At 61.1% G+C, this 16429-nt stretch carries 13 protein-coding genes and 1 pseudogene; 6 read left to right on the forward strand and 8 right to left on the reverse strand.

Features of this window, described 5'->3' with window-relative positions:
* Positions 1-59: 59 nt before the first annotated feature.
* The 3 genes and pseudogenes from NMA58_RS16100 to NMA58_RS16110 all read left to right on the forward strand — a co-directional run bounded on the left by NMA58_RS16100 (position 60) and on the right by NMA58_RS16110 (position 6219).
* Positions 60-1599 (forward strand): annotated as a pseudogene (locus NMA58_RS16100) (cation:proton antiporter).
* Between the two features lie 259 nt (positions 1600-1858).
* Complete coding sequence (locus NMA58_RS16105) at positions 1859-3037, forward strand: efflux RND transporter periplasmic adaptor subunit (protein ID WP_183699049.1); 1179 nt, start codon at positions 1859-1861, stop codon at positions 3035-3037.
* Entirely contained in the window at positions 3034-6219 is a 3186-nt protein-coding gene (locus NMA58_RS16110; protein ID WP_430958587.1) for an efflux RND transporter permease subunit, read from the forward strand. The genes NMA58_RS16105 and NMA58_RS16110 overlap by 4 nt, the downstream gene beginning before the upstream one ends.
* 135 nt (positions 6220-6354) lie before the next feature.
* On the opposite strand, the gene NMA58_RS16115 is transcribed toward NMA58_RS16110, so the two are convergent.
* The gene (locus NMA58_RS16115) at positions 6355-7092 is read right to left on the reverse strand and encodes a metallophosphoesterase family protein (RefSeq protein ID WP_430958588.1); all 738 of its coding nucleotides are present in this window, start codon (positions 7090-7092) and stop codon (positions 6355-6357) included.
* Positions 7093-7294: 202 nt separating this feature from the next.
* Between NMA58_RS16115 and NMA58_RS16120 the strand changes: the two genes are divergently transcribed.
* Positions 7295-8407 carry a monooxygenase gene (locus NMA58_RS16120; RefSeq protein ID WP_434711196.1) on the forward strand — a complete coding sequence of 371 codons (1113 nt, stop codon included), beginning with the start codon at positions 7295-7297 and terminating at the stop codon, positions 8405-8407.
* Between the two features lie 61 nt (positions 8408-8468).
* Here NMA58_RS16120 and NMA58_RS16125 read toward each other — a convergent pair whose 3' ends face one another.
* Positions 8469-8933: an RrF2 family transcriptional regulator gene (locus tag NMA58_RS16125; RefSeq protein WP_085780172.1), complete on the reverse strand. Its 465-nt coding sequence runs from the start codon at positions 8931-8933 to the stop codon at positions 8469-8471.
* Positions 8934-9076: 143 nt separating this feature from the next.
* Positions 9077-9865, reverse strand: a complete 789-nt coding sequence (locus NMA58_RS16130) for an SDR family NAD(P)-dependent oxidoreductase (RefSeq protein WP_183699041.1) — start codon at positions 9863-9865, stop codon at positions 9077-9079.
* A gap of 144 nt (positions 9866-10009) precedes the next feature.
* Between NMA58_RS16130 and NMA58_RS16135 the strand changes: the two genes are divergently transcribed.
* Positions 10010-10780 carry a TIM barrel protein gene (locus NMA58_RS16135; protein ID WP_434711199.1) on the forward strand — a complete coding sequence of 257 codons (771 nt, stop codon included), beginning with the start codon at positions 10010-10012 and terminating at the stop codon, positions 10778-10780.
* Here NMA58_RS16135 and NMA58_RS16140 read toward each other — a convergent pair.
* On the reverse strand, positions 10777-11310 hold the full coding sequence (locus tag NMA58_RS16140) for a hypothetical protein (protein ID WP_434711201.1): 534 nt from the start codon (positions 11308-11310) through the stop codon (positions 10777-10779). The genes NMA58_RS16135 and NMA58_RS16140 overlap by 4 nt on opposite strands.
* A 91-nt stretch (positions 11311-11401) precedes the next feature.
* Here NMA58_RS16140 and NMA58_RS16145 point away from each other — a divergent pair, with 91 nt between their 5' ends.
* Positions 11402-11875, forward strand: coding sequence for a cupin domain-containing protein (locus NMA58_RS16145; protein ID WP_434711203.1), 474 nt, complete (start codon positions 11402-11404; stop codon positions 11873-11875).
* Positions 11876-11881: 6 nt separating this feature from the next.
* Here the strand turns inward: NMA58_RS16145 and NMA58_RS16150 are convergent, their stop codons facing one another.
* The 4 genes from NMA58_RS16150 to NMA58_RS16165 form a co-directional block, all read right to left on the reverse strand.
* Entirely contained in the window at positions 11882-12991 is a 1110-nt protein-coding gene (locus tag NMA58_RS16150; RefSeq protein ID WP_434711205.1) for a sn-glycerol-3-phosphate import ATP-binding protein UgpC, read from the reverse strand.
* Positions 12992-13003: 12 nt separating this feature from the next.
* Entirely contained in the window at positions 13004-13918 is a 915-nt protein-coding gene (locus NMA58_RS16155; protein ID WP_430958593.1) for an ABC transporter permease subunit, read from the reverse strand.
* Between the two features lie 10 nt (positions 13919-13928).
* Positions 13929-14813: a carbohydrate ABC transporter permease gene (locus NMA58_RS16160; protein ID WP_183699029.1), complete on the reverse strand. Its 885-nt coding sequence runs from the start codon at positions 14811-14813 to the stop codon at positions 13929-13931.
* A gap of 126 nt (positions 14814-14939) precedes the next feature.
* Entirely contained in the window at positions 14940-16295 is a 1356-nt protein-coding gene (locus NMA58_RS16165; protein WP_085779232.1) for an extracellular solute-binding protein, read from the reverse strand.
* Positions 16296-16429 lie beyond the last annotated feature (134 nt).

Raw genomic sequence — 16429 nt, forward strand, 5'->3', positions numbered from 1 at the left:
GGCATCGCCTGGCCCTAGTTTCTGGCAAGAACTATCCGCTGAAATGGTCTGGAGGGCCTATGGCGTTCTTCGAAAGCATGCTGACGCTGCTCTTGGTGGCGATCATCTTCCTGCAATTCTCCAGGAAGTTCCGCGTGCCTTATCCCACCATGCTGGCAATCGCCGGCATCATTGTCGCTGCTTTCCCGTGGGCTCCGGAGGTGGCGATCGATCCCAGGCTTGCGCTGGCGCTCTTCATCGCACCCGTACTTTTCGACGCCGCCTACGATTTGCCGCCGAGGACGTTGAGGCGCAACTGGCTGCCGCTCTTTTCGCTTGCCGCAATCGCCGTCATTTTGACGGCCGCGTCCGTTGCCGCAGTCGGCGTCGCAATGGCCGGTCTGCCGCTTGCCGTGGCCGTCGCACTCGGCGCCATCGTGGCGCCGCCGGATGCGGTCGCGGCGACCGTCATGCTCGACCGCTTCAATCTGCCCCGTCAGACCTATGTAATTCTCAAGGGCGAGAGTCTGCTCAACGATGCCGTCGCCCTCCTCATCTTCAGCGCCGCAGTGGCGGCCGCCACCAACCCCGCCTTCCTGACCAGCATTCTGGCAGAATTGACGCTGGCAGCGCCGGGTGGTCTCATCCTCGGTTATCTTCTTGGCCGTCTCTACATGATCGTTGGTCTGAAGCTCGCTGGCACGCTCGGCGGCACATTGCTCGAGTTCGTCGCCACGTTCGGCACGTGGATCATCGCCGAGCGACTGCACCTTTCGGCGATCCTGGCGATCGTCGCATATGCCATGGTGATCGCCCGCTACATGCCGGAGCGGCAGACGGCCCGCCACCGCATTCATTCCTATTCGGTTTGGGAAGCCGCGGTTTTCCTGCTTAACGTGCTCGCCTTCCTGCTGATGGGCTTGCAGGTCCGCCAGATCGTCCTCGATCTCGATCCCGGCCGGCTGAGTTTTGCGATCAGCTTGGCAACCGCGGTCTTTGTCACCGTCATTCGTGCGCCTAGCCTGGGTGCTCGTCTATAACCGCGCCATCACCTTTCTTGCCGAGCGCGGTCTCACGACACAAGCCGCTCCCTCATTTGCTGCGAGCCTGCTTGCCGGCTGGTGCGGCATGCGCGGTCTCGTCACGCTCGCAACTGCGCTCGCCCTGCCGATCGACTTCCATGATCGCGATATTATCCTGCTCAGCGCGCTGGCCGTCGTTCTCGGCACGCTCATTGTCCAGGGGCTGACGCTCGGGCCGCTGATCCGCTTCCTGAAATTCGATCCGGACAAATCCCTGAACCGCGATCTCACCAAAGCCCGCGTGGCATTGATCGACGCGGCTCTTGCCGAGCTTGAAGGCGAGGACAAATCCACCCGAATCCTGCGCGACGTTTACACCTCGGAGCGTGAGATTGCTGCCGACGGAAGACACCCGCGCGAAGTCAGCAGGCTCGATAGGCAGCGCCGCAGCGTCATCGCCGCGAAACGCCGAAAACTGGCGGAGATGCGTCGTGCCGACGAGATTGATGACGATGTTTTCCATGCGTTGGAACAGGAGCTCGACTGGGCAGAGCTCGCCGTCCTGCCGCCCGGCCGCGACGAAATCGTCGAGAGCTGACGCCGCCCATGAGTTTTGACGGATCGCTGAACGGCAGCCAATTGGCATTTGCTATTTTTCGCCGCTGCCGTTTATATCCAGTTTCATAGCGTTACGATTTTTCCGATTTGCATTGCATGCCGGCCTTCCTTTCCAGAATTGAACGCCGGGGGAAATCACGGAGGCAAGGCCTTCGTTCAAAGCAGCAAGACATGAATAGCATCACTTCATCTTAAGTTCGGTGGCAGTCGATCGGCCATCGCGATTGGAGGGACCGATTATGACTTTCGCGCTTCGACGGATATTGATGCTCGGCTGCATCGCCACGTTCATGCCTCTGGTCGCGATGGCGCAGGGCGCACCGTCCGCCCCTCCCCCTGTCACGGTCGCAAAGCCGGTGGTGCGCGATGTCATCGACAATGACGAATTCATCGGCCGTTTCCAGCCGGTCGACGAAGTCTCCGTGCGTTCGCGCGTCGGGGGCTACCTACAGGAAGTCCATTTCGAGGACGGCGCCTTGGTCAAACAGGGCGACCTGCTTTTCGTCATCGACCAGCGGCCGTTCGTCACCGCGCTCAACCAGGCAAAGGCCACGCTTGAAGCGTCGCAGTCCACTCTTGTCTTCGCCGACGCTCAGTACAAGCGCGCCCAGTCTCTCGCTTCGAGCGGCAGCCAATCCGCGCAGACGCTCGACGATCGCCGCCGCGAATTCGATTCCGCTGAGGCCAATGTCCGCGGCGCTCAGGCCGCGGCCGACCGCGCGGCTCTCGATCTCGAATATACCGAGATCCGGGCGCCACTCAGCGGCCGTATCGATCGCCGCTTGCTCTCGACCGGCAATCTCGTGCAGGCCGACCAGACGGTGCTCACGACGATCGTCTCCCTCGATCCAATCGACTTCTATTTCGATGTCGACGAGCGCCGCCTGCTGAATTTCGCCGACACCGCACGCAAGCAGGGCAAGGACCTGCAGCTCGGAGGCGGCGGTGTCGACGTATCCGTCACGATCTCCGATCCGACCGCCAAACCTTTTATGGGGAAGCTCGATTTTGCCGAGAACCGGGTGGACAACGAGAGCGGCACCATCCGCATCCGCGCCCGCCTTGCAAATCCTGATCTCGTCCTGCAGCCGGGCCTGTTCGGCCGTGTGCAGGTCGCAGCCTCCAATACATACAAGGCCATCCTCGTCCCGGACGAGGCTATCGGCTCCGACCAGAATGAACGTGTCGTCTATGTGGTCGATGCGCAAGGCAAGGTTTCGACCAAGCCCGTGAGGCCCGGACCGCGGCTCTACGGCTATCGCGTCATCCGTGAAGGCCTCGACGGCAACGAGACGATCATCGTCAACGGGCTGATGCGCGCCCGGCCTGGCTCGACCATCACGCCGCAGATGAGCGAGCTGCCGCAGGAGCGGCAGGACACTGCGCCCGAATCCGCGAATGCGGAGACCGGACAATGAGATTTGCGCACTTTTTCGTGGACCGGCCGATCTTCGCGGCCGTCATTTCCATCCTCTTTCTGGTCGTCGGCGGCATCGCCTATACGCAGCTGCCGGTCTCTCAATATCCGGAGATCGCGCCGCCCACCATCGTCGTGCGCACCTCCTATCCGGGCGCCGACCCGCAGACCATCGCCGACACCGTTTCGACCCCACTCGAGCAGCAGATCAACGGCGTCGAAGACATGCTTTACATGTCTTCCTATTCCAGCGCCGACGGCGCCATGTCGCTGACGATCACCTTCAAGCTCGGCACCGATCTAGATAAGGTGCAAGTCCTAGTCCAGAACCGCGTTTCCATCGCCCTTCCCCGCCTTCCCGAGGAAGTCCAGCGCCTCGGCGTGACCACGGACAAGAGCTCGCCCGACCTGATGATGGTGGTGCACCTCCTGTCGCCATCGCATCGCTACGACCAGCTCTACGTCTCCAACTACGCCCGCAACCGCATCCGCGACGTGCTCGTGCGTCTCGACGGCGTCGGCGACGTGCAGATCTTCGGCGAACGCCAGTATTCGATGCGCATCTGGCTCGATCCGGAAAAGCTCTCCGCCTACGGCATGACGTCCGACGACGTCGTTTCGGCCTTGAGGGACCAGAACGTCCAGGTATCGGGCGGCAAGATCGGCGCACCGCCGGTGACCGGCAGGAACGCGTTCGAATATACGGTGCGAACGGACGGGCGCTTTTCCGATGTGCGCGAGTTCCGCTATGTCATCGTCAAATCGACGGGAGCAGGCCGGCTCGTGCAGCTGCAGGATGTAGCCCGCATCGAACTTGGCGCCCAGGACTACGTCACCAACAGCTATCTCAACAACGACCCTGCGGTCGCGCTCGGCGTCTTCGCCCGGCCGGGAACCAATGCACTCGACACGGCCCACCAGGTCCAGACGCTGATGAAGGATATTTCCCAGAATTTCCCGGAAGGCCTGGAATATCGCATCGTTTACGACACGACCGAATTCATCTCGGACTCGATCAACGAGGTCTATAGAACCATCGCCGAAGCGGCCATCCTGGTGGCTATCGTCGTTCTGGTTTTCCTGCAATCCTGGCGGACCGCGATCATACCGATCGTCGCCATTCCCGTATCGCTGATCGGCACCTTCGCGGTTCTGCTCGCCTTCGGCTTTTCGCTCAACATGCTGACGCTCTTCGGCCTCGTGCTGGCGATCGGCATCGTCGTCGACGATGCGATCGTGGTGGTGGAAAACGTCGAGCGAAATCTGGCGCGCGGAATGACGCCGAAGCAGGCGTCGCACGTGACGATGGACGAAGTCGGAACCGCTGTCGTGGCGATCTCGTTGGTCCTGATCGCGGTATTCGTGCCGACGGCTTTCATCCCCGGTATATCGGGCCAGTTCTACAGGCAGTTCGCCGTGACGATCTCCGTCACCACTGCCATATCGGCCTTGAACTCCCTGACGCTTTCGCCGGCCCTCGCGGGCATATTGCTGAAAGCCCATGATCACCAGACGAAGCGCAAGAGCATCGCCTCACGGCTGGGGACAGGTCTTGCAAGCGGCTTCAATCGCGGCTTCGACCGGATGAGTTCGGGCTACTCATGGATTGTCCGGCACCTTGTCAGAAGCTGGGTAGGCCTGACCTGCTCGATGCTCGCCTTTGCCGCCCTTCTGGGCGCAACATGGTACATGAGCACCAGGGTTCCCTCGGGCTTCATCCCCACTATGGACCAGGGTTACGCGATCATCGTCGTGCAGCTTCCCGACGGTGCCTCGCTTGCGCGTACCGATGCAGTCGTCAAGAAGGTGGGCGATATCGCCCGAACCGTGCCCGGCGTCGGCAACGCCGTGCAGTTTGCCGGCTTCAGCGGAGCGACGTTTACCAATGCTTCGAATTCGGGCGTTGTCTTCGTTCCGTTCAAATCCTTTGCCGAACGCGAGGAAGGCGGAGAGAACGCCAACAAGATCATCGGCGAACTCTTCGGCAAGCTGCAGAGCATCCAGGAAGCCTTCATCATTGCCATCCCGCCGCCGTCCGTGCGCGGCGTCGGCAACTCCGGCGGCTTCAAGATGCAGATTTCCGATCTTGAAAACCCTGATATGACGCGCGTGCTCGGCCTTGCCCGCCAGATGATGGGGGCGGCGGCTACGACCGAGGGTCTCACCGGTGTCTTTACGACGTTCTCCGATGCCAGTCCGCAATATTTCCTGTCGATCGACCGCGACAAGGCGCGCTTCCTGAACGTGCCGATCCCCAATATCTTCAATGCGCTTTCGGTCAATCTCGGCGTCGCTTACGTCAATGATTTCAACGCGTTCGGCCGTGTCTACCAGGTCCGCGCCCAGGCCGACCGACAATACCGGATGGACAAGGAAGACATCCTCGCCCTGAAGGTGCGCTCGGCCACCGGTGCGCTCGTGCCTTTGGGAACGCTGATGGACATTCAGGATTCCAGCGGACCGGCGCTTGTCCAGCGCTATAACATGTATGTCTCGGTGCCGCTCCAAGGCAATCCGACGCCCGGCACCTCGACCGGCGATGCCATCAAAAAGATGGAGGAACTGGCCGCCAAGATCCTGCCGCCGGGAACGACTTTCGAATGGACGGAACTCGCCTATCAGGAGACTCATACCGGCAACACCGCCGTCTATATCTTCGCCCTCTCCGTCATTTTCGTCTTCCTGGCGCTGGCCGCCCAATATGAAAGCTGGGTTCTGCCCCTTGCGATCATTCTCATCGTTCCGCTTGCTGTACTCGCGGCGCTGATTGGAGTGTGGCTCAGAGGCATGGACAACAACGTCCTCACCCAGATCGGCCTGATCGTCCTGATCGGACTGGCGGCGAAGAACGCCATTCTGATCGTCGAATTTGCAAGACAGGCGGAAGAGGAAGGCAAATCGCCGGTGGAGGCCGCAATCGAGGCCAGCCATCTTCGCCTGCGCCCGATTTTGATGACGGCATTCGCCTTCATCTTCGGCGTTCTGCCGCTTGCCATCGCCACCGGCCCCGGCGCCGAAATGCGTCAGTCACTCGGAACAGCCGTTTTCTCGGGCATGCTCGGCGTGACGCTCTTCGGCCTGTTCCTGACGCCGGTCTTCTACGTCGTGCTGCGCGGCCGACGCCGCAGCCGCTTGGTTGAAAGGCCTGTCGAAGCCGTTCCGGCCGAAAGGGAGACAGTCTGATCACTCTAGCCTGTCGCGCAAAAAGTGTGCAGCGGTTTTGCGGCAACGACATGTTTGAAAACTAAGACCCAAGCGCAGGGGAGAATCTGAAAGATTGCGACGCGCTTTATGACACAGCCTCGTGCTGGGACGATGTCAGGTGGAAAACAGATGCACCCGGCCCTGCCAGAACCGTGCGACGGTCAGCTTGCCGCTGCGAAAGGCGCGTGTATCGAGATTGAGCCGCCTCGGGCGAATGTCGGGCTCGTCGCTGGGCGTATGGCCGTGCACGACGAGCTTCGGCAAAGGAACCCTGCTTTCGAGAAAGCGGTGGCGGATAAGGACCAGGTCCTCCTCCGTCTGCGCGGAGAGCGGCAGCATCGGATCGATGCCGGCATGCACGAACACCACGCTCGGTGTGTCCAGCATGATCGGCAGCGCCCGCATGAAATCGATATGCGTATGCGGCAGCGACTGCCGCAGAAAGGCGTCGAGCTGCGCGCCGGAGGGGAAGACGAGCGGCAGATGCTCCGGATCGAGCCCATAGGATTTAAGCGATTCCGCCGATCCCATCCGCATCCAGTCGTCATAAGGGAGCCAGCCGTCGACATAATCGAGCATGGCGATCTCGTGATTACCGGCAAGACAGATACGGTCGAAACCATCAGGCGGCGGCTCCATGAGGTGAGTGATGACCTGTGCCGATTCCGGGCCCCGGTCGATATAGTCACCCAGCGTCACGATCAGCTTTTGCCCGGGCAATCGCGCGCCATCTTGCAGAATCGCCTCCTCAGCCTTCAGAAGCAGGTCGTAGCGGCCGTGAATGTCGCCGATCGCATAAGTTGGAATCTCGGCGATATCCAGCGTCAGGCGCGGTCTCGGCTGGCGCCCCATTTTCCAAACCTCGCTATGGCGAGCAAGTGCTTCACCCATCATATTCCTCGATTGGATAGCCCGGTTAACCATAAGTAGAGTGCAAGGCGAGGCGATCAAGTTGGTGAGAAAATTCGAAGCTTTGGGTTTTTCTGGAAAAACCGTTCTTATCATCCGGAGGAAAATCCCTCACTCCTGTCACCCGTCGAGGAAAGAGTGAGCGATGGGAACAGTATCGCAGTTTCAAGACCGCATCCGGCCGCCGGCACGCCGCATCGAAAATGAAGAGGAGGCGATATCCACGGCTCGCAACCTCGCCGACACATTCCGTCACCAGGCAAGCGAGCGCGATATCAGCCGCATCCTGCCTTTTGCCGAGCTCGACGCGCTGTCGGTCTCGGGTTTGACGGCAATCTCTGTTCCGCCCGAACATGAAGGGCTCGACGTGCCGAACGCCCTGCTTGCCGAAATCATCGCGATTATTGCCGAGGCCGACGCCTCGATCGGCGAGACCCTGGAAAATCACTTTTCCGTCCTGGAAACCCTCCGCACCCAGGCGCCCGAGGGTCTGAAGGCATCGCTGTTTACCCGTGTGCTGCTCGGCGACCGCTTCGCCGGCGCAACCGTTGCCGACGGCAGCGAGCTGTCGCCCGAAGGATCGGGGTACCGCCTGAGCGGACGGATGCGGCAGGCGCCCGGTATTCTCTACGCCGATTGGATTGCCGCTGACCTCACACTTCCGCCCGGCCGCCCTGTGACGCTTTACTTCAGCCGCAACAGCGAGGACGTGCAGGTGGTCGATGATTGGGACGGTTTCGGTCAGCGCACCAATGGGTCGGCAACGACGATCGCCGGCGCAGTGCATGTCGCTGCCGGCACAATCGCGCCGGCCCCCTCGTCCGCATATTCGACGGGCATTTCGCTCGGCCTGCTGCTTAAGGCGGGCGTAGGCCTCGGCATCGCGCGAGCCGCATGGGCCGACCTGATGACAGCTATTGGCGATCGCACCGTCTTCCCCTCCCGGCTCGGCGAACACGCTGTCGGCATCGAAATCACGGCGGCAGCTCTGGAGCGGGCGGGCCGCAAACTCGATATTGCCCAGGTCAATCCTGTAGAGGCGGCGATGGCGGACGCCTATTTTTCTGCCTCGGCGGCCGCAATAACTGCCGGGGAAACGGCCCTTAGCGCCGCAAATGCGCTGTTCGAACTTGCGGGCGAAGCGTCAACCGGCATCGGCCTCAATCTCGACCGCCATTGGCGCAATGCACGTATCCACGCGCTGTCGCTGCCGCGCGATCGATTGCTGCACCGCGCCGGCGACCATATGTCAAGATGAGCGCTGAACGATCACAGCATGGCGCCCTGTGAGTAACGCAGACCACATGAAACGAAGCGTCTCAGCTGGCGGCGGAGATCGGCAGTTCATCCCCGGTGTCTTCAATGCGGCCACCGGCGGCGACGAATTGGTCGAGGGTCATATTGTCCAGAATGGCGGCGATCGCGTCCCGAACATCGGTCATCGAACGCCGCACTTGGCAGGTTTCCGGGTCGGCGCAGTCGTCGCACGCCTCGTAAGCCGTGCGGCTGGCGCAACGGATCGGCGCGAGCGGACCATCGAGCGTGCGGATGACATGGCCGATACGGATCTCGGATGCCGGCCGCGAGAGAGAATACCCGCCGCCAGGGCCTTTCTTTGAACGCAGGATACCGACATTGCGTAGTTCGAGCAGGATCGTGTCGAGAAACTTCTTCGGAATATTGTTCCGCGCTGCGACGTCATTGATGAAGGCGGTCTCGCCCGGCGCCAGACGCGCCAGATCGACCAAGGCCTTGAGGCCGTATTTTCCCTTCTTCGTCAGCATCGTCGTCGCCTTTTGGAAACCGAAATATTTGCGCCCGTCAATAGCAGCCAAATAACGTCGAAATCGTGAAGATACAACAAAATAGCTAATATTTATAGCTTGTATCGGCAACGTCCCCGGTCGGCTCTTTGCGGCAGCTTCGATCAAATTGTCTTCAGCATGCCGCCATCGACGAAATAGGTCGATCCGATACAATAGCTCGCCCGCTCCGAACTCAGAAAGACGAAGACATTCGCCAGTTCTTCCGGTGTGCCGAAGCGTTTGGAGGCGGCATGTTCATTGGCAACGCTCTGCAGGTAGCCTTCCCAGTTTCCGCCGCTTTCGGCCGTCAGCTGCTTGGCGGTCTTGATCCAGTCGGGCGTCAGGATCAAGCCGGCGTTGATGCAGTTGACGCGGATATTGTCCTGGATGAGCTCGGTCGAGAGTGTCTTCGAAAACATCATCAGCGCCGATTTGCTGACATTGTAGATCGGCTCGTACCAGAGCGGCTGGACGGCGCAGATCGAGGCATTGTGCAGGATCACCCCGCCGCCGCGTTTCTTCATCTGCGGTGCGATGCCGCGCGCAAGCCTGACGGCGGCCATCACATGCAGGTCCCAATAGGCCTGCCATTTCTCATCAGGCGCCTCCATGACGGTCTCGTTCGATCCGGTGCCGGCATTGTTGATGAGGATATCGGCGCCTCCCTTTTCGGCAGCCGCCGCAATGATCGCCTCGGTTCCCTCAACCGTCGCCACATCTGCGGCGACAGCGACGGCGCTGACGCCGAATTTCTCGGCGATGCGGACGGCTTCCGCCTCCAGCCGTTCGCCGCCGCGCGCCGCCAGAACGAGGTCTGCGCCCTCAGCCGCCAGCCCTTCGGCGATCGCGAGCCCGATGCCGACCGACGCGCCTGTTATGACGGCGATCTTTCCCTTCAATCCCAGATCCATATCTTCCTCCCGAAGCGGCCAGCGATCCCGGCCCTAGATTAGGGATGAGTGTTCCGCCAATGAATCCGGGCGTCAAGCACCCAAACGCCTCTTGCGGCAGGATCCGTTCTGTCGCAGCCTGCATCCGCACCGGGAGGAATTTTCATGCGGCGTTATTCGGCCTGCATAGAATGGCTGTTTGCCGAAGAGGGCGACAGCTTTGCCGACCGCATCCGCCGCGCCCATGCCGGCGGCCTGACGGCGATCGAATTCTGGCGCTGGACCGACAAGGATCTGGATGCGATCGAGACAGCGCTGAAGGAAACCGGCCTTGCCGTCACCAGCCTCGTAGCCGAGCCGATGATCGCACTGACCGATGCCGCCAACCGGCAGGCTTGGCTGGCGGGCCTTGCGGAATCAGTCGCAGTCGCCAAACGCCTCGGCGCGCCGGTGCTGATCGCCCAGGCCGGCGACGATCTCGCCGGCTTCAGCCGTGACGAACAGCGCGTGGCCCTCACCGACACCCTGAAATCAGGCGCCGATATCCTGGAAGGGAGCGGCGTGCGGCTCGGCGTAGAACCTCTCAACATCCGTATCGACCATATCGGCTACTTCCTCGATTCGACCCGCGAAGGCCTCGACATCGTCGCTGACGTCGGCCGCCCCGAGATCGGCATCGTCTACGACATCTACCATTCCGCCGTGATGGACGAACGCACCGAAGACGTGCTGGACGGCCGCCTCGACCGTGTTTTCCACGTCCATGTCGCCGATCATCCCGGCCGCAACGAACCGGCCTCCGGCGGCATCGACCTCGCCCATCGCCTCAACTGGATCTTCGCCAACGGCTATGACGGCGCCGTCGGCCTTGAATACCGGCCAACGAGGGCCGGCGCGGACGCGGTCAAAGCCGCGATCGCCTCGCTAAACGGCTAGGAGCCGGTGCCTTCTGCGAAGGCCTCAAGCTCCGGGTCGAACTCGACCTCGACGACATTGTTGAAGACAGCGGTCGCCAGCATGATGCCGGCGAAGGCGACGAGATCGACGAGCGCCTTGGTTTCGTAGCGTTCTTTCAGCCTTTCCCAGAGCTCGGCCGGAACGGCGTTTGAATCGGCGACAACAGCCCTGCCGAAGGCATCGAGCAGCGCCTCCGCTTCGGAAAATTCCATAGCATCGGGATCAAACCCCTTGTTGATCAGCGCCCTGCGAAAGAAGGTGATGGCAATCTTCGATTTCGCCGCCTTCGAGATCGCATGCGAGAAGATCCAGATCTCGCGGTCGCTGATGACAGGATCGAGCTCGGCCCGCAGCGTGAACCATTCGGCGTAGATGCGATGGGCGACCGGCGAATGGAGGAGCGTCCGCTTCATGTTGGTCATGCGTCCGCGCAGTCTGATTTCTTCATCATGCGCCGCGCGAACCTCAGGCGAAGCGGTGTCGTAATCGATCTGCGGGAGGTGGCTCATCGGCTCCGCTCTTTCTGCTACATCAAGGTAAATCCGCTTGGCCGTCGCGGTAGTCCCGCCTAGACTGATCCGATCAAGGCGGAGGCTAGGCATGAGCGGCGACCACCAGCATTCTCACATCGACTGGCGCGAACACGGTGTCAAGGTCATCCCCGGCAATTCGCTCGACCCGAACACCGCGCAGACTCCGGGCATGAACCGCGCGACCGCGATCAACCATGCCCGTGCCGGCGCAGAGAAAATCTGGGCGGGCACGGTGACGATCCATGCCAATGCGAAAACCGGCGCCCACCATCACGGCGATCTCGAAAGCATCATCTACGTCGTCAAGGGCAAGGCCCGCATGCGCTGGGGCGAGCGTCTGGAATATACCGCCGAAGCCGGCCCCGGCGACTTCATCTATGTTCCGCCCTATGTGCCGCACCAGGAGATCAATGCCAGCCGCGACGAGACGCTGGAATGCGTGCTCGTTCGCTCAGGCCAGGAACCGGTCGTCGTCAACTTAGATATCGAACCGGTCGAGAAACCGGAAGACGTCGCCTGGATCGATCCCATCCACCGCTGACGCCGCTCAGGCGTGAACGGCGCCGGCGCTGTTCACCGCCGGGTTTTCGATGATCCGGCCGGTATCGGCGGCATAGAGGTGGATCGCATTGTGATCGATCGCGATACCGATCGGATCCCCCGATTTCACGGTCACGGCCTCGGTCAGCGCCACGGCAAAGGGCAGCCCGTCGAAATCGGCATGAACGACGCGGCTTGCGCCGAGCTCTTCGATGAAATCGGCCGTCGCCACCAATGCGCCGGGCGCATCCGGGGCCACCAACCGGGCCGCCTCGGCGCGCATGCCGAGCACGACGCGTTTGCCCTTCAGCGGCGCGGCGCGTTCGCGCGGCAGCGCGATCTTGCGACTCTGGTCGTAGACGAAGACGCCCTCGTCGTTGATCGTGCCTTCGAGAAGGTTCATCGCCGGCGTGCCGACAAAACCGGCGACGAAGCGCGAGACCGGATGATGATAGACCTCTTCCGGCGTGCCGACCTGCTCCACCCTGCCGCCGTTCATCACCACCAGCCGGTCGGCCAGCGTCATCGCCTCGGTCTGGTCATGGGTGACGAAGATAGAGGTGGCGCCGAGACGGCGGTGAAGGCGGCGGATCTCGGCGCGCATGGCGATGCGCAGCTTGGCGTCGAGGTTCGACAGCGGCTCATCGAAGAGGAACACCTTCGGTTCGCGGATCATCGCGCGCCCCATGGCGACGCGCTGGCGCTGGCCGCCGGAAAGCGCGGCCGGGCGGCGGTCGAGGAAAGGTTCGAGGCTGAGCGCCTTGGCGACCTCGGCGATGCGCCGATTGCGTTCCGCCTTCGCAACGCCCGCAACCTTCAAGGCATAGCCGATATTCTCGGCGACGGTCATATGCGGATAGAGCGCGTAGTTCTGGAACACCATGGCGCAGCCGCGCTCGCGCGGCTCGAGCTGGTTGACGACGCGGCCGTCGATGGCGATTTCACCGCCGCTGATTTCCTCCAGTCCGGCGATCATGCGCAGCAGCGTGGACTTGCCGCAGCCGGACGGACCGAGGATGACGATGAATTCGCCGGACTGGATCTCCAGATCAACGCCATGAACGACAGGATGTTTGCCGTAGCTCTTCTTCACATCACGGATTGAGATCGGTGCCACAGGACTGTTCCTTCACTTCTCGGTGGAGATGAGGCCGCGCACGAACCAGCGCTGCATCAGGATGACGAGCAGCAACGGCGGCGACATGATGATAAGTGTACCGGCCATGGCGACGTTCCAGTCAGGCAGGCCGAATTCGGACGGGATAAGGGTCTTCAGCTGCGTCACCGCAATGCCGAAATTCGGATCGGTGGTAACGAGCAACGGCCAGAGATACTGGTTCCAGGCCCAGACGAACATGATGGTGAAAAGCGCGATCATATTCGACCGCGACAACGGCAGCAGTATATCGACGAAAAAACGGACGGCGCCGGCGCCGTCCATCTTTGTTGCCTCGGCGAGCTCGTCGGGGACGGTCAGATAGAACTGGCGATAGAGGAAGGTACCGGTGGCGGTGGCCACAAGCGGCGCCACGAGTCCGGTATAGGAATTCAACAGCCCCCATTCGAGCTTGATCTGGATGCCGGACACCCAGGCGACGAGCGCGGTAATTCCCGTGACGTCGAGGATTGCCTGGAACGGCTGCAGCGCGTTGGCCGCAATCGAATAGGTCGGCACGATGCGGACTTCGAGCGGCAGCATCAGCGTGATGAAGATGATCCAGAAGATCAGATGCCGGCCGCGGAAGCGGAAGTAGACGATCGAGAAGGCGGCCATGGCGGACAGGATCACCTTGCCGGCGCCGACCGCGGTCGCAAAGATGATGCTGTGAACTAGCTTGTTGCCGAGATCGGCGCGGACCCAAGCAGCTTGTGCATTTTCCCAGAAATGCGAACCCGGAGTGAGCGGCAGCGGCACCCGGTTGACCGTCTCCAGATCGAGCGTCGATGCGATGATGACGATAACGAAAGGCAGAAGTGCGATCACCATGCCGAGCGCCAGAAGCGTATAACAGACTAAATTGAATATCGGCGTGCGTTCGATCATGTCAGCGGCCTCACTTGTAGTGCACGCGCCGCTCGATGAAGCGGAACTGGAAGACGGTGAGAAGGACGACGAGCGCCATGAGGATGATCGACTGGGCGGCGGCGCCCGAATAATCGAGCCCCCTGAAGCCGTCGAAATAGATCTTGTAGACCATCAGTTCCGTCGCCCGGGCCGGACCGCCCTGCGTCATGACGTCGACGATGCCGAAGGAATCCTGGAAGCTTTCGGTGATGTTGATCACGAGCAGGAAAAATAAGGTCGGCGTCAGCAGCGGCAACTGGAGGTCCCACATGCGGCGCAGCGGCCCGGAGCCGTCCATGGCGGCCGCTTCGATCAGCGAACGCGGGATGCCCTGAAGCGCTGAAAGGAAGAAGATGAAATTATAGCCGATATATTTCCACGAAAAAGCGATGATGACGGCGATCATCGCGTCCTTGCCGTCGAGCGCCGGGTTCCAGAGGCCAGGCCAGACGTGATTGATAACGGAGAGAAGGCCGGCCTCCGGCGCCAGGATGAAGCGGAAGGCGAGACCGAGAGCGGGAGCAGCGATCGCATAGGGCCAGATAAAGACCGACCGATAGATTTTATGGCCGCGCAGTTCACGATCCGTCAAAAGCGCCAGGACGAGCGCAAACCCCATGGCAATGATCGTCGAGCTAAAGGCGAAAACCATGCTGCGGCTGATCGAATCCCAATAGATCGGGTCGCTGAGCAATTGCTTGAAATTGTCAAAGCCGACCCAGGCATTGCCGCCGCCCCATGGCTGCTCGAGCGTGAACGCCCAATAAAGCGCCTGCGCGCTCGGCCAATAGAAGAAGACGAAGATCAGCAGCAGCATCGGAAACGCGAAGAGCAATCCGATCGTCGTCGAGGAGAAAGTGACGCGCTTTTCCATGGGTGATCGTTTTCGACCTGGTCTGGTTTAAGCACGGGCGGCGAGTTCGCCTCCGCAGCCCCGGTATGAATGTACAAGGATGCCCCCGGTCCGCAAGGCAGGCCGGGGGCGGCGCATATCGGACGATCAGGGAAGCTGAACGTTCTTGTAGGTCTGCTGGAAGCGGCGCAGCAGCTGGTTGCCGCGATCGGCAGCGCCGTCGAGCGAAGCCTGGACGTCGGCATTGTTGACGAAGATTGCCTGCAGGCCGTTGGCGATCTCGGTGCGGACCTGCAGCAGGCCGCCGAGGCGAATGCCGTGCGGAGCCGTATCGTCAGCCGGCGATGCGGTCAGGCTCTGGATGGCGAGCTCGCGGCCGGCATAGGGCGCCTTCTCGTAGAAGCCCTGCTTCTTCAGATATTCGAAGCCGGAGTTACGAACCGGGATATAGCCGGTGACGGTCGACCAGGTCAGCGCTTCTTCCGGCTTGGCGATGAAGTTGAAGAAGGCAGCGGCAGCCTTGTATTCGGCATCGGTATGCCCCTTCAAGACCCAGAGCGAAGCGCCGCCGACGAAGGAACTGTGACGGGTTGCATTGCCATAGGTCGGGAGCATTGCCACGCCCCAGTTCATGCCCTGCTTGGCGGTACGGCCTATATTGCCATGGTCACCGACGGAGGTCAGGATGACCTGGCAGTCGCCGGCAGCAAAGGCTTCGACGAAGGTCTGGCCGACGGCCTTGTTCTTGATGATGGCGAGCTTGTTGTCGTACCAGGACTTGAGATCCTTGATGTAGCTGACGAGAAGCGGGTTCTTGTTGAACACCAGCTCGGCATCGAGACCTTCGAAACCGTTCTTCTTCGTGGCGATCGCTTCACCGTTGACGGCTTCGAACTGCTCGATGTACTGCCAGACTTCGTTGTTGGAGATATCGAAGCCGAGCGGGCAGGCGTAGCCGGCCTCCTTCAAGGCCTTGAAATCTTCACCGGCTTCCTGCCAGGTGGCTGGAGCATGGTCCTTGCCGATCTTGGCGAAGGCGTCCTTGTTCCAATAGAGCAGAGCGGTCGACGAGTTGAAGGGGAAGGAATACATCTCGCCCTTCGACGTCGCATAGTAGTTTGCGATACCGGAGAAGTAGTCTTTCCAGTCGACCGTATAGCCCATGTCGGTCATCAGCTGGTTTGCCGGGTAGAAGGCGCCGGAAAGCATGATGTCGAGCGTGCCGGCGTCGGAAACCTGGGCAATGGTCGGCTGCTTGCCGGCGCGGAAGGCGGCAATCGTGTTCTGCAGGGAAGCGTCATAGCTGCCTTGGCTGGTGCAGACGACTTCATAATCGGCCTGCGACTGGTTGAAGCGATCGCACTGTTCCTGGACACGCTTTGCGATGTCCCCGGAATTGCCGAACCAGAAGTCAATCTTGGTCTTTTCGGCGGCGGCAGCGGGCCCAGCAAGAAACGCTGCGGCGAGAAGGGCGCCAACGGCGCCGAGAAGCTTGGCTTGCATGAGAACCTCCAACGTAGAAAGGGCGCGCTTTAAGCGCACGCCCATTTAGCTGGTTCAAATTGCCGCTGCCAATGAATATTACATGACATGAAATGTTCGAATTCTAGTTGTCACAAAAATGACATGCAATCATT

The organism is Rhizobium sp. YTUHZ045 (genome assembly GCF_051124255.1).
Lineage (GTDB): Bacteria > Pseudomonadota > Alphaproteobacteria > Rhizobiales > Rhizobiaceae > Rhizobium.